The organism is Streptomyces sp. Root431, from assembly GCF_001426585.1.
Lineage (GTDB): Bacteria > Actinomycetota > Actinomycetes > Streptomycetales > Streptomycetaceae > Streptomyces > Streptomyces stackebrandtii.
Window position 1 is genome coordinate 65,702 of sequence record NZ_LMEI01000013.1, and the last position, 24,056, is coordinate 89,757.

Below are 24,056 nucleotides of genomic sequence, written 5' to 3' on the forward strand. Positions count from 1 at the left end.
TTCCGGGTTACCCGGACCGTCAGTCCTCGGGGGTGTCCACCGGGGCGATCTCGATGCCCTTCGTGGTGTCGACCGCCGGGGTCGCCGTGCCGTTCGCGCTGTTCGTCAGGGCGAGCTCCTTGGGGGAGAGCACCGGCGGACGCGTGGACGGGGTGCGGCGGGAGGAGCCGGTCCAGGCCGGGCGGGCCGGGCGCTTGACGATGGGGGCGAAGATCTCGGCGATCTCCTCCTTGCCCAGCGTCTCCTTCTCGAGGAGCGCGAGGACCAGGTTGTCGAGAAGGTCACGGTTCTCGACGAGGATCTCCCAGGCCTCGTTGTGCGCGGTCTCGATGAGCTTCTTGACCTCTTCGTCGACCAGCGCCGCGACCTCTTCCGAGTAGTCGCGCTGGTGCGCCATCTCGCGGCCGAGGAACGGCTCCGTGTTGTCGCCGCCGAACTTGATGGCGCCGAGACGCTCGGTCATGCCGTACTGGGTGACCATCGCGCGGGCCGTGGCGGTGGCCTTCTCGATGTCGTTCGCCGCGCCCGTGGTCGGGTCGTGGAAGACGAGCTCCTCGGCCGCGCGCCCGCCCAGCATGTAGGCGAGCTGGTCGAGCATCTCGTTGCGCGTGGTCGAGTACTTGTCCTCTTCCGGGAGCACCATCGTGTAGCCCAGGGCGCGGCCGCGGGACAGGATGGTGATCTTGTGGACGGGGTCGGAGTTCGGCGAGGCCGCCGCGACCAGGGCGTGACCGCCCTCGTGGTACGCGGTGATCTTCTTCTCCTTGTCCGACATGATCCGGGTCCGCTTCTGCGGGCCCGCGACCACTCGGTCGATCGCTTCGTCCAGAGCGTGGTTGTCGATCAGCTTCTGGTCGCCGCGAGCGGTGAGGAGTGCCGCCTCGTTGAGGACGTTGGAGAGGTCCGCACCGGTGAAGCCGGGGGTGCGTCGGGCGACGGCGCCGAGGTCGACGTCGGGCGCGACCGGCTTGCCCTTCTGGTGGACCTTGAGGATCTCCAGTCGGCCCTGCATGTCCGGACGGTCGACGGCGATCTGCCGGTCGAAGCGGCCGGGGCGCAGGAGCGCGGGGTCGAGGATGTCGGGACGGTTGGTGGCGGCGATCAGGATGACGCCGCCCTTGACGTCGAAGCCGTCCATCTCGACGAGCAGCTGGTTGAGGGTCTGCTCGCGCTCGTCGTGGCCGCCGCCGAGGCCGGCGCCGCGGTGGCGTCCGACGGCGTCGATCTCGTCGACGAAGACGATGGCGGGTGCGTTGGCCTTGGCCTGCTCGAACAGGTCGCGGACGCGGGAGGCGCCGACGCCGACGAACATCTCGACGAAGTCGGAGCCGGAGATCGAGTAGAACGGCACCCCGGCTTCGCCGGCGACGGCGCGCGCGAGGAGCGTCTTGCCGGTTCCGGGCGGGCCGTAGAGCAGGACGCCCTTCGGGATCTTGGCGCCGACGGCCTGGAACTTCGCGGGTTCCTGGAGGAATTCCTTGATCTCGTGGAGTTCCTCGACGGCCTCGTCCGAGCCGGCGACGTCGGCGAAGGTGGTCTTGGGCGTGTCCTTGGTGATGAGCTTCGCCTTGGACTTGCCGAACTGCATGACGCGGGAGCCGCCGCCCTGCATCTGGTTCATCAGGAAGAGGAAGACGACCACGATGAGGACGAAGGGGAGGAGGGAGAGCAGGATCGAGACGAAGGGCGACTGCTTCGTCGGGGAGACGGTGTAGCCCTTCTCGATCTGCCCGGCCTCGAACTTCTCCTGCAGCTTGTCGGCGACGTCGACGCCCTGGGAGCCGATGTAGCTGGCCTGGACCTTGCTGCTGTTGTCGATCTTCTGACCGTCGACGAGCTCGATCTTGATGATCTGCTCGTCACCGGTGGTGACCTTTGCCTGCTTGACCTGGTTCTTGTCGATCGCCTGGACGACCTTGCCGGTGTCCACCGTCTTGTAGCCCTCGGACGAGCCGACGACCTGCATCAGCACGACCACGGCGAGGACGGCCAGCACGATCCACATGACCGGCCCACGGAAGTATCGCTTCACGTCCATCCATACGGAGCGAGAACGCCCCGTCCCTCCTGCCCGTAGGAAAATGCTGCTGTGAGAGCTGCATGAGTGCTGCTATGTGAAAAAGCTGTTCTTCGGACGGTACCTCAGCATCGTCGCCCGCGACCGCCTTCCCGTGGTTCAACGGGGGGAAGGCGGTGCGGGTTCCCCGTCCTGGGGGTGAGTCAGCCGCCGTAGACGTGCGGGGCGAGCGTGCCGACGAACGGAAGGTTCCGGTACTTCTCCGCGTAGTCGAGGCCGTAGCCGACGACGAACTCGTTGGGGATGTCGAAGCCGATCCACTTGACGTCGATCGCGACCTTGGCGGCCTCCGGCTTCCGCAGGAGGGTGCAGACCTCCAGGGAGGCGGGCTCGCGGGAGCCGAGGTTCGACAGCAGCCACGACAGGGTCAGGCCGGAGTCGATGATGTCCTCGACGATCAGGACGTGCTTGCCCTTGATGTCGGTGTCGAGGTCCTTGAGGATCCTGACGACGCCGGAGGACTGGGTGCCGGCGCCGTAGGAGGAGACGGCCATCCAGTCCATGGTGACGGGGGTGGACAGGGCGCGAGCCAGGTCCGCCATCACCATCACCGCGCCCTTGAGGACGCCGACGATGAGCAGGTCCTTGCCCGCGTATTCCGCGTCGATCTTCGCGGCCAGCTCTGCCAGCTTGGCGTCGATCTCTTCCTTGGTGATGAGCACCGACTGGAGGTCGGTGCCCATGTCCTTCTCGTTCACCCGGGTCACTTTCGTTGCAGCGTGCGTCAGCCTTGCCGGATGACCAGTCTGCCACCCTGGCGGCGGGCTTCGACTCGTCCGGGCAGGTTGATGGCCCCTTGGCCGCGCCAGCCGGTGATGAGGCGGTCGACTTCCTCGATGTGGCGGGCGAAGAGGGAACCGGCGGGGGCGCCCTCGGCGATGACGGCGCGGCGCAGGACACGGCGGCGTACGGCGGGGGGCAGGCCGGAGAGCTTGGCGCATTCGAGGGCGCCCGCCTCGTCGCGTACGGAGGTCTCGGCGTCGGCGGCCCAGGTGTCGAGGGCGTCGGCGTCGTCCCGGGAGAGTTGGGCCGTCCGGGCGAGGGCTTCGACGACGCCCTTGCCGAGGGCCTTCTCGAGGGCGGGGAGGCCTTCGTGGCGGAGTCGGGAGCGGGTGTACGCGGGGTCGCTGTTGTGGGGGTCGTCCCAGACGGCGAGTTCCTGCGCGATGCAGGCCTTGCGGATGGTGTGGCGGTCGAGGTGGAGGAAGGGGCGCCGGTAGCGTCCGGCGGCGCCGGAGACGGCGGCCATGCCGGAGAGGGAGCGGATGCCGGAGCCGCGGGCGAGGCCGAGGAGGACGGTTTCCGCCTGGTCGTCGCGGGTGTGGCCGAGGAGGATCGCGGCGGCTCCGTGGCGCTCGGCGGCGGCGTCGAGGGCGGTGTAGCGGGCGTCGCGGGCGGCTGCCTCGGGTCCGCCTTCGCGGCCGACGGTGACGGTGACGGCCTCGACGGGGGTGAGGCCGAGGGCGGTCATGCGTCCGGCGACCTCGGCGGCCCGGGTGTCGGAGCCGTCCTGGAGGCCGTGGTCGACGGTGATGCCGCCGGCGCGTACGGGGAGTTTGCGGGTTTCGAAGGCGAGTGCGGAGGCGAGCGCCATCGAGTCGGCGCCTCCGGAGCAGGCGACGAGGACGAGGGGTTCGCGTCCGTCGTGTGCGGTGGTGGGGTCGGTCTGGTGCTCGGTGAGGACGTCGTGGAGTACGCGGCGGACCGCCAGGCGTATCGCCGCGACCGCAGGATGGGGACCCATGTCCGGTGCCCTTCGTGATGGGGTGGGGTGCCTCGGTCGGAGTCTTAACGGTCGGAAAGGGGGGTTCGGTCACTCAGAGTGCGTCGATGGTGACAGAAACCCGGCCGTTACCCGAGCATTGCACGCCTCACCCCATGCCCAGGGTCCCTCGGATGGGTGATTGGCGGGTTGTTCTCCCGTGTTCCTACGCCGTCCGGCGCACCTGTCTCAGGAGTCTGCCTTACGGTGCACCCTCGCGATCCAGTCGGCGGGGGCGGCGATCTCGGACTTGGTGGGGAGCGTGTTGGGGGAGGTCCACACGCGGTTGAAGCCGTCCATGCCGACCTGGTCGACGACGGCGCGGACGAAGCGCTCGCCGTCGCGGTACTGGCGGAGTTTGGCGTCGAGGCCGAGGAGCTTGCGGAGGGCGAGGTCGAGGCGGGAGGCGCCGCGGGCGCGGCGCTGCTGGAACTTCTCGCGGATCTCGGCGACGGAGGGGACGACCTGGGGGCCGACGCCGTCCATGACGTAGTCGGCGTGGCCTTCGAGCAGGGACATGACGGCGGTGAGGCGGCCGAGGATCTCGCGCTGCTCGGGGGTCTGGACGATCTCGACGAGGGAGGGGGCGGGTTCGCCCTGTTCGCCTTCCGGACGGCCGCCGGCGAGGGCCTGGGCGGCGTCGCGGAGGCGTTCGACGACGGTGCCGGGGTCGACCTCGGTGGCGGCGAGGAAGGACTGGATCTCGCCCTGGAGGTGGTCGCGGAGCCAGGGGACGGCGGTGAACTGGGTGCGGTGGGTCTCTTCGTGGAGGCAGACCCAGAGGCGGAAGTCGTGGGGCGATACGTCGAGTTCGCGTTCGACGTGGACGATGTTGGGGGCGACGAGGAGGAGGCGTCCGCCGCCGTTGGCGCCTGCGGGGAGTTCGCGGGTGGCGGGGGCGAAGGTCTCGTACTGGCCGAGGATGCGGGAGGCGAGGAAGGACAGGAGCATGCCGAGCTCGACGCCGGTGACCTTGCCGCCGACGGCGCCGAGGACGGCGTTTCCGGGGGTGGTCGAGCGGCGTTCCTGCATCTTGCCGAGGAGCGGGGTGAGGAGTTCGCGGAAGCCGGCGACGTTGGCCTTGATCCAGCCGGCGCGGTCGACGACGAGGACGGGGGTGTCGTGGACGTCGGCGCCTTCGGGGAGCATCCGGGTGTAGGCGCGGACGTGTTGCTCGGAGGCTTTGGCGTGCTTGCGGAGTTCGGCGACGACCTCGCGGGCCTCGTCGCGGCTGACTTCGGGTCCGGGCCGCACGAGGCGGGTCGCGGTCGCGACCGCGAGGTTCCAGTCGACCATCCCGGATGTGCCTGCGCCACCGATGCTCGTCATGCGTCAACCGTACGGTCTCGGGGCCCGATCGGTGAGGGTTCCGGATGGTGCTGTCGGTGGTCAGCCTTGTCCGGCGAGGGCGGCGGAGAGTCGGTCGAGGGCGGGCTGTGCCTCGTAGGGGGAGAGGGTGCGGCCGGCGAGGAAGGCGAAGGCGAGGAGTCGTCCGTCGGCGGTGACGACGGTGCCGGCGAGGGTGTTGACGCCCGTGAGGGTGCCGGTCTTGGCGCGGACGAGTCCGGCGCCCGCGGTGGCGGGTGCGGTGTCGAAGCGGCCGGCGAGGGTGCCGGTGAAGCCGCCGACGGGCAGGCCGGTGAGGACCGGGCGGAGGGCGGGGCGGGCGGGGTCGGCCGCGCGGGTGAGGAGGGTGGTGAGGAGGGCGGCGGAGACGCGGTCGCGGCGGTCGAGTCCGCTGCCGTCGGCGAAGCGGGCGCCGGCGAGGGGGAGGCCGAGCTTGGCGAGTTCGTCGCGTACGGCCTTCCCGGCGCCCTCGAAGCTCGCGGGCTGTTTGCGGGCGAGGGCGGTCTGGCGGGCGAGGGCTTCGGCGAGGTCGTTGTCGCTGTGGGTGAGGGTGCGCTCGGCGAGGTCGGCGAGGGGGGCGGAGTGCGTACGGGCGAGGGGGGCGGGCGGCTTCGGGGCGGCGGCGGGGGTCTTGGCCGGGGCGTCCGTGGCCTGGGCCGGGGCGTCGGTGGCCTTGGTGGGGCCGTCCGTGGCCTTGGTGGGCGCTCCGGTGATCTTGACGCCGGCGGCGGTGAGGAGGCCGGCGAAGGCGGTGGCGGTGTCGCCGGCCGGGTCGGCGGCGCGGGGTGCCGGGCCGCTGTTGCTCTTGTCGAGGCGTCCCTCGCTGGTCATGAGGGCGGTGACGGGGGCGAGGTTCTCGTTGGGGCCGATGGGGTGGAGCTCGGGGCCCTCGTAGAGGCTCGTGTCGTAGGCGAGGCGTACGGAGGTGTGGCCGCGGGCCTTGAGGGCGCGGGCGGTGTCGGCGGCGAGGCGCCCCAGGCGGGCCGGGTCGAGGGTGGGGTCGCCGCCGCCGGTGAGGGTGACGGTGCGGCCGTCGGCGGTGGCGGTGACGGTGGTGGGGATGCGGTGGTCGGGGCCGAGGGCGGAGAGCGCGGCGGCGACGGTGGCGATCTTGACGGTGGAGGCGGGTGTCATGGGGGTGCCGGCGCCTTCGCCGTAGAGCTGGGTGCCGGTGGCGGTGTCGACGACGGAGGCCGTGCGGAGCGGGCCGAGGCCGGGGTCGGCGAGGAGCGGTACGAGGGTGGCGGCGAGGTCCGCGGGGCGGCCGGCGGGGCGCTCGGCGGCGGCCGGGGCGTGGAGCGCGGGGAGGACGCCGGGGGCGCTGGGGGCGGGCGCGGGGCGTCGGGGCGCGGCGGGGGCCGGGGGCGGGGCGTGATGCGCGCCACCCGTCGCGGGGGCGGCGGCGCGGGCCCGCTCGGCCGTACGCTGACCCGTGTCCCACGGGCCTGCCGCGGTCACCGCCACGGCGGCCAGGGCCAGACCGAGGGCGGCGGAGCCCGCCGTGAGCTGCCACATCCTCGGCTCCGGCATGAGATGACCAGCCCCTTTCGCGATCACGGTCGTCCGTGAGGGACACTTAATCACCGCGCGTCGTCGCGAGCATTCACTTGTGTTGATTCAGGAGGAGCCACCCGTGGAGTTCGACGTTCTCATCGAGATCCCGAAGGGATCGAGGAACAAGTACGAGGTCGACCACGAGACGGGTCGCATCCGCCTGGACCGTCGCCTGTTCACGTCGACGGCCTACCCGACCGACTACGGCTACGTCGAGAACACCCTCGGTGAGGACGGCGACCCGCTGGACGCGCTCGTCATCCTCGACGAGCCCACATTCCCGGGCTGCCTGATCAAGTGCCGCGCGATCGGCATGTTCCGCATGACGGACGAGGCGGGCGGCGACGACAAGCTGCTGTGCGTCCCGGCCACCGACCCGCGCATGGAGCACCTGCGGGACATCCACCACGTGTCGGAGTTCGACCGCCTGGAGATCCAGCACTTCTTCGAGGTCTACAAGGACCTGGAGCCGGGCAAGTCGGTCGAGGGTGCGGACTGGGTCGGTCGCGCCGAGGCCGAGGAAGAGATCGAGAAGTCGTACGCGCGCGCCAAGGAGCAGGGCGGCCACTGAGGCTGCGCTCTTCTGAGCTTCTGATCGTGTGAAGGCGGTGCACCTCTTTGGGGTGCACCGCCTTTCGCACATCCGTCGCACGCTCATACTGGAAGCCACGGTTCCCGAGGCAGTGAGGCGGACAGAGTGGTGGCGGAGCCGGACGGCTCGAAGGGTGCTCCGGACGACGCTCCGGAGGACCGGAAGCCGCAGTCGGACGAGGCGCGGAGCGCGTTCGTCCCGCCTGCGGGGGTCGAGCAGCCCTCGCCGCCGGAGGAGGAGCATCCGACCTCCGAGTTCGCGCTTCCGCCGGGGCTGACGGCCGAGCCGCCGGCCGAGCAGGAGGGTTCGGCGTTCGCGACGCCTGCGACGTACTCCGCGAAGAACTCTCCGCCGGCGTTCACCCCGGCGTACGGGGTGCCCCTCGTGCGGCTGCCGCAGGACGCGCCGTGGCAGGACCGGATGCGGACGATGCTGCGGCTGCCGGTGCACGAGCGGCCGGTGCCGGAGGCGGCGGGCAAGGAGGACGAGACGGGTCCTTCGGTGCCGCGTGTCCTCGACCTGACGCTGCGCATCGGCGAGCTGCTGCTCGCGGGTGGGGAGGGCGCGGAGGACGTCGAGACGGCGATGTTCGTGATCTGCCGCTCGTACGGTCTGGACCGGGTCGAGCCGACGGTGACGTTCACTCTGTTGTCCGTCACGTACCAGCCGTCGCTCGTGGACGCGCCGATCACGGCGAACCGGACGGTACGGCGGCGGGGCACGGACTACACGCGGCTCGCGGCGGTGTACACGCTCCTGGCGGACATCAACGCGCGGGCGCACGAGGTGACGCCGGAGGAGGCCTACCGGCGGCTCGCGGAGATACGGCGTAACCGGCATCCGTATCCGGGGTGGGTGCTGACGGCGGCTGCGGGCGTGCTGGCGGGTGCGGCCTCGGTGCTGCTCGGTGGTGGCCTCACGGTCTTCCTGGTGGCGGCGCTGGGCGCGGTGCTCGGTGACCGGCTGGCGTGGCTGTGCGCGGGGCGCGGGCTGCCGGAGTTCTACCAGTTCCTGGTGGCGGCGATGCCGCCGGCGGCGATGGGCGTGCTCCTGACGCTGCTGCACGCGGATCTGCGGCCCTCTGCGGTGATCACCGGTGGTCTGTTCGCGCTGATTCCGGGGCGGGCGCTCGTGGCGGCGGTGCAGGACGGTCTGACGGGTTTCTACATCACGGCCTCGGCCCGGCTCCTCGAGGTCGCGTATTTCTTCGTCGCGATCGTGGTGGGCGTGCTGTCCGTGCTTTACGTCGCGGTGCAGTTCGACGCGCAGCTGAACCCGGAGGGGGCGCTGCAGGCGGTGGAGCGGCCGGTGACGCAGATCCTGGCGTCGATGGTGCTGTGCGCGACCTTCGCGATCCTTCTGCAGCAGTCGCGGGCGACGGTGCTCTTCGCGACGCTGAACGGCGGGGTGGCGTGGGTGATCTACGCGTCGATCGCGGTGACCGCGGAGGGGTCGACGGTGATGGCGACGGCCGTGGCGGCGGGGCTTGTGGGGCTCTTCGGGCAGCTGATCGCCCGGTACCACCACACGTCGTCGCTGCCGTACGTGACGGCGGCGATCGGTCCGCTGCTGCCCGGTTCGGCGACGTACTTCGGGGTGCTCGCGATCGCCCAGAACAATCTGGACCAGGGCTTCGCCTCGCTGGCGAAGGCGGCGGCCCTGGCCCTGGCGATCGCGATCGGGGTGAACCTGGGAGGCGAGCTGGCGCGCCTCTTCATGCAGGCCCCCGGTGCCGCTTCGGCGCGTCGTGCGGCCAAGCGGACCAGGGGCTTCTAAGGCGTGCTTCGGGGCCTCTAGGGCCTGTCTGACAATTGGCGTCGGATCAGGCCGGGTCGTTCGGTGCGTGCGATCGGCGTGCGGCCGGGACGCCCTCGTAGCGGTGGGGGTACCTCCCGTGCCCGAAGGGCTACGGGGGACTACGTGGGTGTGTCGGCCGTGCGGCGAGCGTGCGTGCCGGGCGGGCCGGACCCGGCGGGAATTGTCAGACAGGCCCTAGCGCTTGGCGTGGCGGCCTCGGGAGGCCGGGGGGTTGGGGGTGCCGGGGGCGTCGTGTCCGCTGCCGTGACCGCCCTGGTCGCCGTCGCCCCTGGCCTGGGCCTTCTTCGACTGGGAGCGGGCCCGCAGGAACTCGATCACGATCGGGATCACGGAGATCAGGACGATCCCGACGAGGATCATCTCGATGTGCTGGTGCACGAAGTCGATCTTGCCGAGGGAGGCGCCGAGCAGGGTCACGCCGGCGCCCCACAGCACGCCGCCGATGATGTTGAACGTGATGAACGAGCGGTAGTTCATCCGGCTGACGCCGGCGATGATCGGCGTGAACGTCCGCACGATGGGGACGAAGCGGGCCAGGATCAGCGACTTCGGGCCGTGCTTCTCGAAGAACTCGTGCGCCTTCGCGACGTTCTCCTGCTTGAAGAGCTTGGAGTCGGGTCGCTTGAAGAGGGCCGGGCCCACCTTCCGGCCGAAGAGGTAGCCGACCTGGTCGCCGATGATCGCGGCGGCCACGATCAGGGCGCACACCATCCACAGCGGCTTGTCGAGCTTCCCTGTGGTGACGAGCAGCCCGGTGGTGAAGAGCAGCGAGTCACCGGGCAGGAAGAACCCGATGAGGAGTCCGGACTCGGCGAAGACGATGACGAGGACGCCGATCAGACCGAACTCGCCGATCAGATAGTCCGGGTCCAGCCAGCTCGGTCCGAGGGCAAGCGTGTTCACGGGTTCCGGGCTCCTGCAGTCGGTGGGGGCATGGGGGGACGGCTGACCCCAAGCTATCAACGCGAGCCGGACGCGACCGGTTCCACCCGGGGCCCACAGGATGCGAAGAGGGCCCGCTCCCCCGAGGCTGGGGGGTCAGGAGGTGTATGCCGATGGGCATCGATGAGTACGGAGGCGGTCAGGGGCCGCATCCCGACGTGCTGGTCGTGACGACGAACGACGTGCCGGGCTTCGAGGTGCGGCAGGTCATCGGTGAGGTCTTCGGGCTCACCGTGCGCTCGCGCCATCTGGGCAGCCAGATCGGCGCGGGGCTGAAGTCGATGATCGGCGGGGAGCTGAAGGGTCTGACGAAGACGCTGGTGCAGACCCGCAACCAGGCGATGGAGCGGCTGGTGGAACAGGCCCAGGCGCGCGGTGCGAACGCCGTGCTGATGTTCCGCTTCGACGTGACGGAGGCGGCGGACGTGGGCACGGAGGTGTGCGCGTACGGCACGGCCGTGGTGATCGCGCCACGCGCCTGAGCCGACGCTGCCTAGGCGGCCAGGCGCTGGGCGTTCGCCCGGACGGCGGCGTGGAGGTGCTCGGGAAGGCCCTCGTGGATCGCCTCGTAGAAGGCGTGGAAGTTCTCGTCGGCGAGGTACATCTCGGTGAGCCCCATGTGGGTCCTCGGGTGGCACTCGAAGAACCAGGTGGTGATGTGGGCGCGGTGGGCCTCGGCGAGGTCCATCGCCTCCTCGGACCCGGGGGCCGTGCCCCGGTCCATGAGGGCGCCGTAGGCGGCTCCCCAGGCGTCCACCTCGTCCTTCATGCGCTGCCAGTCCTCCTTCGTGTACGCGGCGGCGCGGGCCTGGGCCAGCTCGTGCGAGTGGGTGCCGCCCCAGCGGCGGGCGGACTCCTCCGCGTACCGCTCGGGGTCCTTGTCCCCGAAGACCTCGAACTTCTCCTCGGGAGTGAGGTTGATGCCCATCTTCTTCGCCTCCATGGCGTGCTCGACGGCCGCCGCCATCCTCCGGAGCTCCCCGATCCGCGCGGTCAGCAGCGCGTGCTGCCGACGCAGGTGCTCCTGCGGGTCGGCACGGGGGTCGTCGAGGAGGACGGCGACCTCTTCGAGGGGAAAGCCGAGCTCCCGGTAGAACAGGATCTGCTGGAGCCTGTCGAGGTCCGCGTCGTCGTAGCGGCGGTGGCCCGCCGTGCTGCGGCCGCTCGGGGAGAGCAGTCCGATCGCGTCGTAGTGGTGCAGGGTGCGCACCGTGACCCCGGCGAAGCCGGCGACCTGTCCCACGGAGTAGCCCATCGGCCGTCCGCCCCTTTCTCTGTCGGTACGCGTGTCAGCCTCGGGCCTGACGTGACGTGAGGTGCAAGCCCTCGCGAGCCCGTTCCGGCCACATCTCGGGATGTTATGCGGCATTTGCTCACATATGGTGGGGCAGTGGCCACTGATCATGTTCCGCCCACGCCGTCGCCCTCCGGCGCGGAGGCTCCCCGTCTGGTCCAGCTGCGGCAGATCCCGCCCGCGCTCGCGATCGGCGTCGGGGCGAGCCTGGTACTCCTCGGGATCAGCGCCCTCGCGGACGAGTTCCAGGGCGTGCTCTGGAACGACCTCCCGGACGCCCTCGGCATCGGCGGCTACTCCTCCCTCTGGATCGTCCTCATGCTCACGGCCACCGGTATCGCCGTGGGCCTCGTCGTGTGGAAGGTGCCGGGACACGCCGGCCCCGACCCGGCATCCGGCGGTCTCGGCGGAGCGCCGCTCGCCCCCGGAGTGGTGCCGGGCCTGCTGCTCGCGGCCACCCTCGCGCTCGCCGGCGGAGTCAGCCTCGGCCCCGAGAACCCGATCATCATGGCCAACATCGCCCTCACCTACTGGCTCGGCCGCAAGGCCGCGCCCTCGGTGCCCGCCGCCGCCTGGGTCGCCCTCGCCTCGGCCGCCACCATCGGCGCCCTCTTCGGTACGCCGGTGGCCGCCGCCCTCGTCATCTCCGAGGCCCTGGCGGGGCAGCCGGGCCGCGGCTCGCTCTGGGACCGGCTCTTCGCGCCGCTCGTCGCCGCCGGCGCCGGCGCGATGACCACGGAGCTGCTCGCCGAGCCCACCTTCGACATGGGGCTGCCGCCGCTGACGGACCCCGGCTGGGGCGACCTCCTCGCCTCCCTCGTCATCGCCTCCGCCGCGGCCGTCTTCGGGCTCGCCTCCTGCTACCTCTTCCCCTCCCTCCACGCCCTCTTCGGCCGCCTGCGCCATCCGATGGTGATGCTGCCCCTCGGCGGTCTCGTCCTCGGCCTCCTGGGCGCCCTCGGCGGGCAACTGACCCTCTTCAAGGGCCTGGAGGAGGTCAAGGAGCTCACCTCCTCGATCGGCAGCTGGTCCTCCGGCGAACTCGCCAAGCTGGCCGTGATCAAACTCCTCGCCCTCCTCGTCGCCGCCTCCTGCGGCTTCCGGGGCGGCCGCATCTTCCCCGCCGTCTTCATCGGGACCGCCTTCGGGCTGCTCGCCCAGGCGCTCGTCCCCGAGGTCCACCCCGCCGTCGCCGTCTCCTCCGCCGTCCTCGGCGTCCTGCTCGCCACCACCCGGCTGGGCTGGATCAGCCTCTTCACCGGGGCCGTCCTCGCCCCCTCCCCCGCAATGCTCGCCGTGCTCTGCCTGGCCTCTCTCCCGGCCTGGCTGATCGTCACCGGACGCCCTCAGCTCGAACTCGACGAACACGGCGCCCCCCTGCACTGACCCTCCCCACTCGGACAGAAGGAGTCCCCCATGCCGCTGCACAAAGGCCCCGACGCCTCCACGCCCGAGCACGAGCGCCGGCTCGCACTCAACCCCTTCTTCGGGGAGGCCGACCCGATCGGCGGCATGACCGAGGCCCCTCCGCGCCACCGCCTCCCCGACGGGCCGCTACCCCCCATGAGCGCCTACCAGCTCGTCCACGACGAGCTGATGCTCGACGGCAACTCCCGGCTCAACCTCGCCACCTTCGTCACCACCTGGATGGAACCCCAGGCCGGCGTCCTCATGGCCGAGTGCCGCGACAAGAACATGATCGACAAGGACGAGTACCCGCGCACCGCCGAACTGGAGCGCCGCTGCGTCGCCATGCTCGCCGACCTGTGGAACGCCCCGGACCCCTCCACGGCCGTCGGCTGCTCCACCACCGGCTCCAGCGAGGCCTGCATGCTCGCCGGCCTGGCCCTCAAGCGCCGCTGGGCCAAACGGAACGCCGACCGCTACCCGGCCTCCGCCCGCCCCAACCTGGTCATGGGCGTCAACGTCCAGGTCTGCTGGGAGAAGTTCTGCAACTTCTGGGAGGTCGAACCCCGGCTCGTCCCCATGGAAGGCGACCGCTTCCACCTCGACGCCGAGTCGGCCGTCGCGCTCTGCGACGAGAACACCATCGGCGTCGTCGCCGTCCTCGGCTCCACCTTCGACGGCTCCTACGAACCCGTCGCCGAGATCTGCGCCGCCCTGGACGCCCTCCAGGAACGCACCGGCCTCGACATCCCCGTCCACGTCGACGGCGCCTCCGGCGCCATGATCGCCCCCTTCCTCGACGAGGACCTGGTGTGGGACTTCCGCCTCCCCCGCGTCTCCTCGATCAACACCTCCGGTCACAAGTACGGCCTGGTCTACCCGGGCGTCGGCTGGGCGCTGTGGCGCTCCCCCGACGAACTCCCCGAGGAACTCGTCTTCCGGGTCAACTACCTCGGCGGCGACATGCCCACCTTCGCCCTCAACTTCTCCCGGCCGGGCGCTCAGGTCGTCGCGCAGTACTACACCTTCCTGAGGCTCGGCCGCGAGGGCTACCGGGTGGTGCAGCAGACCTCCCGGGACGTCGCCCGGGGCCTCGCCGAACGCATCGAGGCCACGGGCGACTTCCGGCTCCTCACCCGCGGCGACCAGCTGCCCGTCTTCGCCTTCACGACCGCGCCCGACGTCACCGCCTTCGACGTCTTCGACGTCTCCCGACGGCTGCGCGAACGGGGCTGGCTGGTCCCCGCCTACACCTTCCCCGCCCACCGCGAGGACCTGTCCGTCCTCCGCGTGGTCTGCCGCAACGGCTTCTCGGCCGACCTCGCAGGGCTGCTCATCGAGGACCTGAAACGGGTCCTGCCCGAACTGCGGCGCCAGACCGGCCCGTTCACCCACGACAAGGGCGCGGCGACCTCCTTCCACCACTGAGCCCCGGCCGCACCCTCAGGAGGACTTCGCGTCCTCGCAGGCGAGCAGGAACTCCGACCACCGCACCCCGTCCGCCGTCAGCGCGTACTGACAGGGGGCCGACTCCCGCAGCAGACCGAGCGGGGTGCGGCGGGTGAAGTGCGCGCCGTCGCCCAGCCGGACGAAGGTGCGCCCGCCGTCCACGCTGCCGTACCCCGACAGCTCCCCGCCGAGCTCGACCCGGCCGCCGGGGCCCGGAACCGGCAGCCCGAGCAGCGTCCGGGGCTCCCGCTCCGGACCCGTCGTCCACATCCGCTGCCACGTCCGGCCTCCGTCCAGGGAGCGGTGCAGCGCCCGCATCGGGTTCTTCACGGGCTCGCCGCCCGTCAACTCCCCCATCTCCGCCGCGTACACCGCGTCCGGGCCGACCGCCACCGCCGTGAACCACCCGGGCCGGGTGGCGGGGCTCGGCAGCCGGCTCACCTGCCAGCTCCGGCCCGCGTCCCGGGAGACGGCGACCGCCGCCCGCCCGGAGAGCGGATCCGTCCCCGAGACCCACCAGGACCCGTCGGGCTCCGGCTGCTCCGCCGGCCGCGGGTGCGCCCCGAGGAGCGGCACCCGGGCCAGCGCCCGGCGCCGCCCGTCCTGCGGCGAGACCACGACGAGGCGCTCCCTGTCGCAGTCGTCCGGCCCGGCCGCGGCGGGCGCCGCGCAGTCGGTGACGAGCACCGCCCCCGCCGGTATCTCCGGGGTCGTGCCGACCGTACGCCCGTCGCCCGCCCGCCAGTTGCGGCCGCCGTCACGGGTGAACCAGGTCCTGGAGTCCGGCCCGGCGCCACCGTCCTCGATCAGCGCCCGGCCCGGCCCGAGGACCCGCAGATTCGCCGAGACGCCGTCCGGCATCCGTATGTCGGGCAGCGGCGAACGCCGCAGCACCCATTCCTTCGCCCCCGCGTCCCGCACGGCCACGTGCTGCCGGCAGACGCCACTCCCCGAGTACGCCGCCCGGTCGCCCGCGCACTCGGCGAGCAGGGCGAACCCGCTGCCGTCCCGCGCGAGCCCCAGACCGTGCGGCCACCCGGGCAGCCCCGCCGAGGAGGGCAGCCGGGGCGGCGCCCCGAACGCCCCCGCCGGAGGCGGGCCGGCCGACCCCGAGGACCCCGGCCCCGAGGACCCGGAGGCCCCCGGCGAGCCCGCACCCGGCCCGGCACCCGCACCCGTTTCCGTACATCCCGTCAACACCACCAACACCAGCGCCACGACGGCGCCGGCCGCTCCCACGACCCTGCGCATCGCACGATCCCCCTTGCCCCTAGGGCGGTTCGCGGTGAACCACTGCCTTCAATACACCGCTCACCGCCTTCGGGTTCCCACCTCCGCGCCGCTACTTTCCGAGCCTCCCGAACCGCCGTACCGCCAGCGGGAAGAAGACCGCGAACAGCACCAGCGGCCACACCACCGCCGCCACGATGTGCCCCGGTTCGCCGCCCGGATTGCCGAAGAGCTCGCGGACCGCCGTCGCCGTCGCCGACATCGGGTTCCACTCCACGACCGTGCCGAGCCAGCCCGGCATCGAGTCCGGCGAGGCGAAGGCGTTGGAGAGGAAGCCGACGGGCCAGACCAGGATCTGCACCGCCTGCACCAGCTCCGCCCGCCCCGCGACCAGCGCGAGGAAGATCCCGATCCACAGCATCGCGAACCTCAGCAGGAGCAGCAGCCCCAGTGCCCCCAGGGTGCTGCCGAGTCCGCCGTGCGCCCGCCAGCCGATCGCGTACCCCACGCCCACCATCACGAGGAGCCCGGTGGCCGACTGGAGCATGTCGGCGGCGGCGCGCCCGACCAGGACGGCCCCGTCGGTCATCGGCATCGACCGGAACCGGTCGATCACGCCCTTGTTCAGATCCTGCGTCACCGCCGTCATGGTGCCTTCGAGGCCGAAGACCATGGTCAGCGTGAGCATCCCGGGCACCAGGTAGTCGACGTAGTCGCCGTCGACGGCCCGCCCGCCGCCGACGAGGTAGCCGAACATCAGCAGCATCATCACCGGGAACACGAGCCCGACGAGGACCTGTACGGGCTGCCGCGCCCAGTGGGACAGCTCGCGGCGGGTCATCGTCCAGCAGTCGCTCACCACGTACGCGACGCTCATGCCGCCACCTCCTTCTCCTGCTCGCGTTCGGTGAGCCTCAGGAAGGCCTCGTCCAGCGTCGGCCGCCGCAGCGCGATGTCCTCGGCCTCGATCCCCGCCTCGCCGAGGGCGCGGACGGTCTCGGTGAGCGAGGCCATCCGGTCCGCCACGGGCGCGCTGAGGAGCCGCCGGTCGGCATCCACGCTCACCTCGGACCGGGCCGCCGGCAGCAGCCCGGCCGCCTCGTCGAGCCGCGCCGCGTCCCGGACGACCACGTCGATGCGGTCCGCGCCGACCCTCGCCTTGAGCTCGCCGGCCGTGCCGTCGGCGACGACCCGCCCCCGGTCCACGACCGAGATCCGGTCGGCGAGCCGGTCGGCCTCCTCCAGGTACTGCGTCGTGAGCAGGACGGTCGTGCCCCCGCCGACCAGGGAGCGCACGGACTCCCACACCTCGCCGCGGCCGCGCGGGTCGAGCCCGGTCGTCGGCTCGTCGAGGAAGAGCACCTCGGGATCGGTGATCAGCGAGGCGGCCAGGTCGAGCCGCCGCCGCATGCCGCCGCTGTACTGCTTGACGGGCTTGCGGCCGGTGTCCGTGAGGCCGAAGCGCTCCAGGAGCTCGTCGGCGCGCGCCCCGGCGCCCCGCGCGCCCAGGTGGTGGAGCCGGCCGAACATCTCCAGGTTCTGCCGGCCGCCCAGCTCCTCGTCGAGGGCGGCGTGCTGCCCGAGCAGCCCGATCCGCCGGCGCACCTCCCGTGCCTCGGTCCGTACGTCGTGGCCCGCGACCCGCACCAGGCCCTCGTCGTGGCGCAGCAGGGTGGCCAGGATCCGTACCGTCGTGGTCTTTCCCGCGCCGTTGGGGCCCAGCAGGCCGTGGACGGTGCCGCGGCCGACGGCCAGGTCGAGCCCGGCCAGGGCGTCCTTCTCGCCGTACCGCTTCCGCGCGCCCTCCATGAGGATCGCTTCCGTGTGCATTCCGATTCCTCCCGAAAACACCTTAGTCAAATTTGACCACTTGCCACCGACGAAGGAAGGTATGCCCTCGCGGGCAGCTAGTCAAGCTTGATTAGTCGCGAGAATCCTCAGGATCCTCATCGCCGGACCCCGTCGCGAACGGGTTCTCCTCACCCTCGGCGAGCACGCCCACGAAGGGATCCCCCTCGCCCGCGAACACGTACGCCCCGCCCTCGATCCGCTCGATCAGGCCGAGCGTCCACTCCTTGCCGGCGTCCGCCGAGTGGATCCACAGGTGCATGATCTCGCCGATGTGCCCGAGCTGGCCCGGGCCGCCCTCCGGCGTGTAGTACTCGGTGACCGACGCGCGCCACTCGTCGAGCGCCCGCACCCGCCGGCGCAGCAGCTCCGCCGCCTCCGCCCTGGGGAGGTCCACGATGAAGCCGATCCCCGCCGACAGGACGTCCATCTTCTGGTCGTACGTGGTCAGGGCCTCGCGGAGCAGCGTGAAGTACTCCTCCGCGCCCTGCTCCGTCAGCTCGTACTCGACGCGCGGCGGCCCGCCGACCGCGCTCGGCGCGATCTCGTGGGCGTGCAGCAGTCCCTGCTTCGCCATCTGCTTGAGCGCGTGATAGATCGAGCCGGGCTTGGCGTTGGACCATTCGTGCGCGCCCCAGAACTCCAGGTCGTTGCGCACCTGATAGCCGTGGGCGCGGCCGTGCTGCTTCACCGCGCCCAGGACGAGCAGCCGGATCGCCGACATCCCCCACACCTCCCTAGTCAATTTTGACCAGGGTACGGGGTCACCCCCAGCCCTGCTCCTGCTTGATCAGGTCGAAGGAGCCCTTGCCGTCCAGGGACTCGCGGATGACGTCCGCGTGCCCGGCGTGCCGCCCCGCCTCCTGGACGAGGTGCATCAGCATCCAGCGGACCGACACCCGGCCGTCCTTCGGGAACCACGGCGCCTCCGGCAGCGGGAAGGTGTCGTCCAGGCTCGGCACCGAGCGGGCGAACTCCTCGGTCTCCTTCGCCACGCCCGACCAGAACTCCATGATCTCCGGGATCGTCTCGTCCCCGACGAGCTTGAAGCCCTCGCTCCAGGTGTCCTCGGTGCGCTGCTTCTCGTTGGGCCGCTGCTGCGCGAGGCGGAGCCAGTTCAGCTCGACCTCGGCGACGTGCTTGAGCAGGCCCGACAGGGTCAGCTCGCTGGCGCTGGGGCGGCTCGCCGCCTGCTCCTCGGTGAGGCCGAGGAGCGAGCGGCGGATCGCGGCGCGCTGGGCCTCGATGAAGTTGAGGAGCGCCCCGCGCTCGTCGCCGTGGGCCTCGGTGGGAACGAGAGCAACCATGGTGTCCGCCTTCCGGTACGTCTACGCCGATGGGTGCCGGGGAGGCCTTGGCCCCTCCCGACACCCATCAAGTTACGCACCCTTGCGGACAGCTTCTGTCCTAGAAGGGGAAACGGCTCCGGCCGTGCTGGATCGAGATCCACTTCTGCGTGGTGAAGGCGTCCACCATCGCGTCGCCGTTGAGCCGCCCGATGCCCGAGTGCTTCTCGCCGCCGAAGGGCACGATCGGCTCGTCGTGCACGGTGCCGTCGTTGATGTGGATCATGCCGGTGTGGATGCGCTGGGCGATCCGCACGCCGCGCTCGACGTCCCCGGTGTGGACGGCGCCGCTGAGCCCGTACGGGGTGTCGTTGGCGATCCGCACGGCCTCGTCCTCGCCGTCGAAGGGGACGATGAGCGCGACCGGGCCGAAGATCTCCTGGCTGAGCACGGGCGAGTCGGCCGGGATGCCGCTCAGGACGGACGGCGAGACGACGTTCCCGTCGACCGCGCCGTGGAGCAGGGCCGTCGCGCCGGCCGCGACCGTCTGGTCGACGAGCGAGGAGACGGCCTCCGCCTGCTGGGAGTTGATCAGCGGGCCGATGTGCGTGGCGGGGTCGGCCGGGTCGCCGACGCGCAGGGTCTTCACCTTCGCCACGAACTTCTCGGTGAACTCCGCCTCCAGGCTGCTGTCCACCAGGATGCGGTTGGCGGCCATGCAGACCTGGCCCTGGTGCACGAAGCGGCTGAAGACGGCCGCGTCCACCGCGTAGTCGACGTCGGCGTCGTCGAGGACGATCAGCGCGCTGTTGCCGCCGAGTTCGAGGACGGCGTGCTTGAAGTTCTGCGCGCAGACCGTGGCGACGTGCCGGCCGACCTTGTCGGAGCCCGTGAAGGAGATGACCTTCGGGACGGGGTGGGTGAGGAGCGCGTCGCCGATCTCGGCGATGTCGGTGACGACGACGTTCAGCAGACCGGCCGGGAGGCCGGCCTCCTCCAGGACCTTGGCGACGAGGGTGCCGCCGCAGATCGGGGTGTTCTGGTGGGGCTTGAGGACGACCGCGTTGCCGAGGGCGAGCGCGGGCGCGACCGACTTGATCGAGAGGAGGAAGGGGAAGTTGAAGGGGGAGATGACGCCGACGACACCGACCGGGAGGCGGTAGACGCGGTTCTCCTTGCCGTCGACCGGCGAGGGCAGGATGCGGCCCTCGGGGCGCAGGGCCAGCTGGACGGCCTCGCGCAGGAACTCCTTGGCGAGGTGCAGTTCGAAGGCGGCCTTGAGGCGGGTGCCGCCGAGCTCGGCGACGATCGTCTCGGCGATCTCCGCCTCGCGGTCCTCGACGATCCGCAGCGCGCGCTCGAAGACGAGCCGGCGCGTGTACGGGTTGGTCGCGGCCCACTCGGCCTGCGCGCGCTCGGCGGCCCGGTAGGCGTGGTCGACCTCGTCAGCGGTGGCGACGGTGATCGACGCGAGCTTCTCCCCGGTGTACGGATTGAAGTCGATGATGTCCCACGAGCCGCTGCCCGGCTTCCACTCGCCGTCGATGTACTGGTGGGCCAGGTCGGTGAAGTGCGACATGGTGGAGACCCCTCTACCCGCTACCTGCGATCAGACTGATGTGGCGTCATCGTACTGATGTGTCAGGAGAGTTGGAGGAGTCCCCGGAGAAGGTCCCGGCTTTCGGCCGGATCCGGACTGTCCTTCTGGAGGCGCTCCATCACGCGCTGGTACTGGGCGACCTCCTCGCGCTTGTCGACGTAGAGGGCGCTGGTGAGCTGCTCCAGGTAGACGATGTCGGAGAGGTCGGACTCGGGGAAGCTCAGCATCGTGAAGGCGCCGCTCTCGCCGGCGTGACCGCCGAAGCTGAAGGGCATGACCTGGAGGGTGACCCCGGGGTGCTCGGAGATCTCGATCAGATGCTTCAACTGCCCCCGCATGACGGCGCGGTCGCCGTAGGGGCGGCGGAGCGCGGCCTCGTCGAGGACGGCGTGGAACTGCGGGGCCCGCTCGGAGACGAGGACCTTCTGCCGCTCCAGGCGGAGGGCGACACGGCGGTCGATCTCGGCGCGCGGAGCCTCGGGCATGCCGCGGGTGACGACGGCCTGGGCGTACGCCTCGGTCTGCAACAGGCCGTGGACGAACTGGACTTCGTAGACGCGGATGAGGGAGGCGGCGCCTTCGAGGCCGATGTACGTGGGGAACCAGCCGGGCAGGACGTCGCCGTAGCTGTGCCACCAGCCGGTGACGTTGGCCTCACGGGCGAGCCCGAGGAGCGCGCCGCGCTCGGTCTCGTCGCCGACTCCGTAGAGGGTGAGCAGATCCTCGATGTCCCTGGCCTTGAAGCTCACCCGTCCCAACTCCATACGGCTGATCTTGGATTCGGACGCGCGGATCGAGTAACCGGCCGCCTCGCGGGTGATCCCGCGCGACTCGCGCAACCTCCTCAGCTGAGAGCCCAGCAGGATGCGCCGCACCACACTCCCGCTCGCTCCACCGGATTCGCCTGCGGTCACGGCTCTCAGCCTCCCCATTTACGGTGTCGAGCCCCCGTCGAGCCCCGGATTCTGCCACCAAACGCTTCAGCGCGTACACATTCGATTACGGAAAGAGGGCGACTTCCGGGCAAGTGATCGACGAATCGGGAGGGATCAGGGGTGGAACGGTGGCGGAACGGGGCTCGGGACACGCCGAATCGCCCGCCGACCCGCAGAAGATATGCACAGATTCACCACAGGGACGGACAGGTCCGGCGCGTGCACGTGCATCTGCCCTTGCATCCAGTGGTCGCTTTCGGAACCATGGACCCCGCGCAGCCGCGTACTCGTTCGTGTTGTCGTGTTGTCGCACCACAGTCGCGATTCCCGGGAGTGCCTCGCATGGGGACGAATGGATCGACCGTGCTCGAGCCGTTACGGCAGGGCCTTCCGCCGATCGATCCCGGCGCCGTCTCCACCTCCGCCTCCTGCGCCCTGCCCGCCCGGTACGAAGCCGTGCGCGGGGCCCGGAAGTTCACCAGCGCGACGCTCGACCGCTGGGACATGGCCGACCGCTTCGACGACGTGGCGCTGGTCGTCTCCGAGCTCGTCACCAACGCGCTGCGGCACGCGGTACCCCCCGACGCGCCTCAGGAAGACGGCCAGAACCCGCCCGTGAGACTGCATCTCATGCGCTGGGCCTCGCGCCTCGTGTGCGCCGTGCGCGACCCGAGCGAGGCGAGCCCGGAGGCGCGCTGCAGCGAGGAGGACTTCGCCGCCGAGTCGGGCCGCGGGCTCTTCCTGGTGGAGTCCTTCAGCGACAGCTGGGGGTGGCACCCGCTCGCGGGGACGCTCCAGGGCAAGGTCGTGTGGGCGCTGTTCCGGGTCGGCCCCGAGCAGTAGGCGGCATCTGTACGTAGAAAGAGGAAGGGCCCCGGCGGTCTCCGCCGGGGCCCTTCCTCTTTCCCGTTCCTCGTGACACCGGGCTCACACCAAGTGGTCGAACTCCCCGTCCTTGACGCCGAGAAGGAGCGCCTCTATCTCCGCCGGCGTGTAGACGAGTGCGGGCCCGTCGGGGTGGCGCGAATTGCGTACGGCAACGTTTCCCCCCGGAAGTTTCGCGAACTCCACGCAGGACCCCTGGGAGTTGCTGTGCCTGCTCTTCTGCCACACGACGCCTCGCAGCTCCGTGGCCGCCATGCCGTTGTACGCGCGATGCGCATGATGCACTGGTAGCTCCCGAGTTGCTTGGTGCAGGTGTCAACTTCCTCGGATCATAGCTGTGTTCATATGCCAATGCATGAGCAGATGCACGTGCACGGGGGGTGGCGTAGCGGCTACGCGACTCAGCGTGCTACCTGCGAGTACGGCAGCTCGCACAGGCGAGCACGGCAGCCCGTATAGAGGACGCCATCGCGGCCCAGAGGGTTCGGTCGCGCTTCGCCGACTTTCGCGGGGACGCGCGCGCGACTTTCGCGCGCAGGGGGGTCAGACCTCCAGGAGGGTGTCGAAGGCCGAGGCGAACCCCTTCCAGGACTCGCGCCCGGCGGCGTACTCGGCGTCCGTGAGCAGGCAGGAGCCGAGGAGCTCGGACAGGCCTTCGCGGTCCAGGCCGGGCGAGGTGAAGACCAGGTGCTGGCAGCGGTCGCCGTGCTCCGGGTGCCAGTCGAGGGCCGCGGCGGCCCTGCGGACCGGCGGGACCATCTCCCAGGCGGCGTCGGGCAGCGAGGCCAGCCAGGGGCCGTGGCTCTCCACGCAGAGCGCGCCGCCCGCCGCGTCCCAGGCGAGCAGGGTGTCGGGCCGGTCGGCCAGGTAGAAGCGGCCGCGGCTGCGGGTGGCGGCGCAGGTCAGGCCCTCAAGGGCGGCATAGAGCCGCTCGGGATGGAAGGGCCGGTGGTGGTGCCAGACGTAGGTGGCGACGCCGTGCTCGTCCGCGTCCTGCGGCAGCAGCGCGCAGGCCGGGTGCTGGGCGGCGGCCGCGGCCTCCACGTCGAAGCCGGCGAAGACGGCGACGGCGAGCCCGCCGCCGTCGACCGGGATCCGCAGGGCGGTGGGGTGGAGCTGGTCGAGCAGGGCGCGGTCGGCATCCGCGTCGGCGCCCGGGGCGAGGTCGCCACCCGGGTCGAGGTCGCCACCCGAGTCGACGTCGCCACCCGAGTCGGCGTCGGCGCTCTCGGCGACGTCGGAGCTCTCGGCGACGGCGAGCACGGGCGCGTACTCCAGCTGGCGCGCCCAGGTGTCGGCGACGGTACGGCGGTCGGTGGCGGCCGCGGCGAGGCCGACGTCGGCGAGGTCGTCGCCGTTGCCGAGGTACGGCAGGAGGAGGGCCGGGTCGACGGCGGTGACGACGGCGCCGATGCGGAACCCGGCCGCGGCGACGACCTCGGCCATCGCCTTGGGTTCGACGGAGTCCCAGAGCTCGACCACCGCGAGTCGGGTGAGCCCGGAGTCGCGGAGGCGCGCGAGCTCGGGGACGAGGTCCTCGCGCAGGGCGCAGCAGGCGCAGTCGTTGACGAGCGGTGTCTCGCCGGCCGACAGGACGCTCGTGGCGTCGCGGACGGTACGGGCGACGGTCCCGGTGGCCGGGGCCGTCGCGAGGTCGTGGTGGAGCGCCACGCTGCCGGGGACGTCGGCCAGGAGCCGGTCCACGGCAGCGCGGCGGGCGTCGGAGTGGAGTCCTCCGACGAGGGCGACGGTGAACATCAGCGGGCTGCCCCGGGGTCGTCGGCGCGCCTTCCGTACCGCTTCTCGAAGCGCTCGACGCGGCCCGCGGTGTCCAGGACGCGCGCGGTGCCGGTGTAGAAGGGGTGGCTCGCCGAGGAGATCTCGACGTCGACGACGGGGTACGTGCGCCCGTCCTCCCACTCGACGCTCTTGTCGCTGCCGAGCGTGGAACGGGTGAGGAAGGCGAAGCCGCCCGCCTTGTCACGGAAGACGACGGGCTCGTACGGGGGGTGGATGCCGGGCTTCATGGT

23 protein-coding genes are annotated in these 24,056 nt (G+C 71.3%); 6 read left to right on the top strand and 17 right to left on the bottom strand.

Translation table 11 applies throughout. From position 1 onward, the window contains the following. Window positions 1-19: 19 nt before the first annotated feature. The 5 genes from ftsH to dacB form a co-directional block, all read right to left on the bottom strand. Window positions 20-2,038 (bottom strand): ATP-dependent zinc metalloprotease FtsH, encoded by a 2,019-nt coding sequence (ftsH, locus tag ASC82_RS25740; RefSeq protein ID WP_056652719.1) that lies wholly within the window; start codon window positions 2,036-2,038, stop codon window positions 20-22. 182 nt (window positions 2,039-2,220) lie between these two features. Next, a complete protein-coding gene (hpt, locus tag ASC82_RS25745; protein ID WP_030219931.1) occupies window positions 2,221-2,760 on the bottom strand; it encodes a hypoxanthine phosphoribosyltransferase in 540 nt (179 codons plus the stop codon). 41 nt (window positions 2,761-2,801) lie between these two features. Continuing rightward, window positions 2,802-3,821: a tRNA lysidine(34) synthetase TilS gene (tilS, locus tag ASC82_RS25750; RefSeq protein WP_056652722.1), complete on the bottom strand. Its 1,020-nt coding sequence runs from the start codon at window positions 3,819-3,821 to the stop codon at window positions 2,802-2,804. Window positions 3,822-4,028: 207 nt separating this feature from the next. Continuing rightward, window positions 4,029-5,168 carry a zinc-dependent metalloprotease gene (locus tag ASC82_RS25755; RefSeq protein WP_056652725.1) on the bottom strand — a complete coding sequence of 380 codons (1,140 nt, stop codon included), beginning with the start codon at window positions 5,166-5,168 and terminating at the stop codon, window positions 4,029-4,031. A gap of 60 nt (window positions 5,169-5,228) precedes the next feature. Then, on the bottom strand, window positions 5,229-6,716 hold the full coding sequence (gene dacB, locus ASC82_RS25760; protein ID WP_056652728.1) for a D-alanyl-D-alanine carboxypeptidase/D-alanyl-D-alanine-endopeptidase: 1,488 nt from the start codon (window positions 6,714-6,716) through the stop codon (window positions 5,229-5,231). 103 nt (window positions 6,717-6,819) lie between these two features. Here dacB and ASC82_RS25765 point away from each other — a divergent pair, with 103 nt between their 5' ends. Continuing rightward, the gene (locus tag ASC82_RS25765; protein ID WP_056652730.1) at window positions 6,820-7,311 is read left to right on the top strand and encodes an inorganic diphosphatase; all 492 of its coding nucleotides are present in this window, start codon (window positions 6,820-6,822) and stop codon (window positions 7,309-7,311) included. A 126-nt stretch (window positions 7,312-7,437) separates the two neighbouring features. Beyond that, window positions 7,438-9,108, top strand: coding sequence for a threonine/serine exporter family protein (locus ASC82_RS25770; RefSeq protein ID WP_056652733.1), 1,671 nt, complete (start codon window positions 7,438-7,440; stop codon window positions 9,106-9,108). Between the two features lie 216 nt (window positions 9,109-9,324). Here ASC82_RS25770 and ASC82_RS25775 read toward each other — a convergent pair whose 3' ends face one another. Then, window positions 9,325-10,053, bottom strand: a complete 729-nt coding sequence (locus ASC82_RS25775; protein WP_056652736.1) for a VTT domain-containing protein — start codon at window positions 10,051-10,053, stop codon at window positions 9,325-9,327. Between the two features lie 152 nt (window positions 10,054-10,205). Between ASC82_RS25775 and ASC82_RS25780 the strand changes: the two genes are divergently transcribed. Then, window positions 10,206-10,574 carry a YbjQ family protein gene (locus ASC82_RS25780; RefSeq protein ID WP_056652739.1) on the top strand — a complete coding sequence of 123 codons (369 nt, stop codon included), beginning with the start codon at window positions 10,206-10,208 and terminating at the stop codon, window positions 10,572-10,574. Window positions 10,575-10,585: 11 nt separating this feature from the next. On the opposite strand, the gene ASC82_RS25785 is transcribed toward ASC82_RS25780, so the two are convergent. Then, window positions 10,586-11,347, bottom strand: coding sequence for a MerR family transcriptional regulator (locus ASC82_RS25785; protein WP_056652742.1), 762 nt, complete (start codon window positions 11,345-11,347; stop codon window positions 10,586-10,588). Between the two features lie 135 nt (window positions 11,348-11,482). Here ASC82_RS25785 and ASC82_RS25790 point away from each other — a divergent pair, with 135 nt between their 5' ends. After that, window positions 11,483-12,772, top strand: coding sequence for an ion channel protein (locus ASC82_RS25790; protein ID WP_056652745.1), 1,290 nt, complete (start codon window positions 11,483-11,485; stop codon window positions 12,770-12,772). A gap of 30 nt (window positions 12,773-12,802) precedes the next feature. Further along, a complete protein-coding gene (locus ASC82_RS25795) occupies window positions 12,803-14,221 on the top strand; it encodes a glutamate decarboxylase (RefSeq protein WP_056652748.1) in 1,419 nt (472 codons plus the stop codon). A 15-nt stretch (window positions 14,222-14,236) separates the two neighbouring features. Here the strand turns inward: ASC82_RS25795 and ASC82_RS25800 are convergent, their stop codons facing one another. The 7 genes from ASC82_RS25800 to ASC82_RS25830 all read right to left on the bottom strand — a co-directional run bounded on the left by ASC82_RS25800 (window position 14,237) and on the right by ASC82_RS25830 (window position 21,120). Continuing rightward, complete coding sequence (locus tag ASC82_RS25800; protein ID WP_079039482.1) at window positions 14,237-15,493, bottom strand: hypothetical protein; 1,257 nt, start codon at window positions 15,491-15,493, stop codon at window positions 14,237-14,239. A gap of 91 nt (window positions 15,494-15,584) precedes the next feature. After that, entirely contained in the window at window positions 15,585-16,349 is a 765-nt protein-coding gene (locus ASC82_RS25805; RefSeq protein ID WP_056652751.1) for an ABC transporter permease, read from the bottom strand. Then, complete coding sequence (locus ASC82_RS25810) at window positions 16,346-17,302, bottom strand: ATP-binding cassette domain-containing protein (RefSeq protein ID WP_056652754.1); 957 nt, start codon at window positions 17,300-17,302, stop codon at window positions 16,346-16,348. Before ASC82_RS25810 ends, ASC82_RS25805 begins: the two co-directional genes overlap by 4 nt. Window positions 17,303-17,393: 91 nt before the next feature. Beyond that, a complete protein-coding gene (locus ASC82_RS25815) occupies window positions 17,394-18,044 on the bottom strand; it encodes a PadR family transcriptional regulator (protein WP_056652757.1) in 651 nt (216 codons plus the stop codon). 40 nt (window positions 18,045-18,084) lie between these two features. Then, on the bottom strand, window positions 18,085-18,627 hold the full coding sequence (locus ASC82_RS25820; protein WP_056652761.1) for a DinB family protein: 543 nt from the start codon (window positions 18,625-18,627) through the stop codon (window positions 18,085-18,087). Between the two features lie 100 nt (window positions 18,628-18,727). Beyond that, window positions 18,728-20,185 carry an aldehyde dehydrogenase family protein gene (locus tag ASC82_RS25825; RefSeq protein ID WP_056652764.1) on the bottom strand — a complete coding sequence of 486 codons (1,458 nt, stop codon included), beginning with the start codon at window positions 20,183-20,185 and terminating at the stop codon, window positions 18,728-18,730. A gap of 62 nt (window positions 20,186-20,247) precedes the next feature. Further along, entirely contained in the window at window positions 20,248-21,120 is an 873-nt protein-coding gene (locus ASC82_RS25830; protein ID WP_125747364.1) for a helix-turn-helix transcriptional regulator, read from the bottom strand. 363 nt (window positions 21,121-21,483) lie between these two features. On the opposite strand from ASC82_RS25830, the gene ASC82_RS25835 reads away from it, so the two are divergent. Continuing rightward, window positions 21,484-21,984, top strand: a complete 501-nt coding sequence (locus ASC82_RS25835) for an ATP-binding protein (protein ID WP_056652770.1) — start codon at window positions 21,484-21,486, stop codon at window positions 21,982-21,984. An 84-nt stretch (window positions 21,985-22,068) separates the two neighbouring features. On the opposite strand, the gene ASC82_RS25840 is transcribed toward ASC82_RS25835, so the two are convergent. From ASC82_RS25840 to ASC82_RS25850, 3 genes are all read right to left on the bottom strand, one after another. After that, the gene (locus ASC82_RS25840; protein WP_030219358.1) at window positions 22,069-22,281 is read right to left on the bottom strand and encodes a DUF397 domain-containing protein; all 213 of its coding nucleotides are present in this window, start codon (window positions 22,279-22,281) and stop codon (window positions 22,069-22,071) included. Between the two features lie 288 nt (window positions 22,282-22,569). After that, window positions 22,570-23,784, bottom strand: a complete 1,215-nt coding sequence (locus ASC82_RS25845) for a GTP-binding protein (protein WP_056652773.1) — start codon at window positions 23,782-23,784, stop codon at window positions 22,570-22,572. Beyond that, window positions 23,784-24,053: a type B 50S ribosomal protein L31 gene (locus tag ASC82_RS25850; protein WP_056652775.1), complete on the bottom strand. Its 270-nt coding sequence runs from the start codon at window positions 24,051-24,053 to the stop codon at window positions 23,784-23,786. The genes ASC82_RS25845 and ASC82_RS25850 overlap by 1 nt, the downstream gene beginning before the upstream one ends. Window positions 24,054-24,056 lie beyond the last annotated feature (3 nt).

What these genes read in the sequence shown, in the direction of transcription:
- ASC82_RS25840 (WP_030219358.1), bottom strand. Translation starts at nt 22,281, where the DNA reads ATGGCGGCCACGGAGCTGCGAGGCGTCGTGTGGCAGAAGAGCAGGCAC.
- ASC82_RS25785 (WP_056652742.1), bottom strand. Translation starts at nt 11,347, where the DNA reads ATGGGCTACTCCGTGGGACAGGTCGCCGGCTTCGCCGGGGTCACGGTG.
- hpt (WP_030219931.1), bottom strand. Translation starts at nt 2,760, where the DNA reads ATGGGCACCGACCTCCAGTCGGTGCTCATCACCAAGGAAGAGATCGAC.
- ftsH (WP_056652719.1), bottom strand. Translation starts at nt 2,038, where the DNA reads ATGGACGTGAAGCGATACTTCCGTGGGCCGGTCATGTGGATCGTGCTG.
- ASC82_RS25850 (WP_056652775.1), bottom strand. Translation starts at nt 24,053, where the DNA reads ATGAAGCCCGGCATCCACCCCCCGTACGAGCCCGTCGTCTTCCGTGAC.
- ASC82_RS25845 (WP_056652773.1), bottom strand. Translation starts at nt 23,784, where the DNA reads ATGTTCACCGTCGCCCTCGTCGGAGGACTCCACTCCGACGCCCGCCGC.
- ASC82_RS25835 (WP_056652770.1), top strand. Translation starts at nt 21,484, where the DNA reads ATGGGGACGAATGGATCGACCGTGCTCGAGCCGTTACGGCAGGGCCTT.
- ASC82_RS25815 (WP_056652757.1), bottom strand. Translation starts at nt 18,044, where the DNA reads ATGTCGGCGATCCGGCTGCTCGTCCTGGGCGCGGTGAAGCAGCACGGC.
- ASC82_RS25825 (WP_056652764.1), bottom strand. Translation starts at nt 20,185, where the DNA reads ATGTCGCACTTCACCGACCTGGCCCACCAGTACATCGACGGCGAGTGG.
- ASC82_RS25805 (WP_056652751.1), bottom strand. Translation starts at nt 16,349, where the DNA reads ATGAGCGTCGCGTACGTGGTGAGCGACTGCTGGACGATGACCCGCCGC.
- ASC82_RS25780 (WP_056652739.1), top strand. Translation starts at nt 10,206, where the DNA reads ATGGGCATCGATGAGTACGGAGGCGGTCAGGGGCCGCATCCCGACGTG.
- ASC82_RS25795 (WP_056652748.1), top strand. Translation starts at nt 12,803, where the DNA reads ATGCCGCTGCACAAAGGCCCCGACGCCTCCACGCCCGAGCACGAGCGC.
- tilS (WP_056652722.1), bottom strand. Translation starts at nt 3,821, where the DNA reads ATGGGTCCCCATCCTGCGGTCGCGGCGATACGCCTGGCGGTCCGCCGC.
- ASC82_RS25810 (WP_056652754.1), bottom strand. Translation starts at nt 17,302, where the DNA reads ATGCACACGGAAGCGATCCTCATGGAGGGCGCGCGGAAGCGGTACGGC.
- ASC82_RS25820 (WP_056652761.1), bottom strand. Translation starts at nt 18,627, where the DNA reads ATGGTTGCTCTCGTTCCCACCGAGGCCCACGGCGACGAGCGCGGGGCG.
- dacB (WP_056652728.1), bottom strand. Translation starts at nt 6,716, where the DNA reads ATGCCGGAGCCGAGGATGTGGCAGCTCACGGCGGGCTCCGCCGCCCTC.
- ASC82_RS25800 (WP_079039482.1), bottom strand. Translation starts at nt 15,493, where the DNA reads ATGCGCAGGGTCGTGGGAGCGGCCGGCGCCGTCGTGGCGCTGGTGTTG.
- ASC82_RS25755 (WP_056652725.1), bottom strand. Translation starts at nt 5,168, where the DNA reads ATGACGAGCATCGGTGGCGCAGGCACATCCGGGATGGTCGACTGGAAC.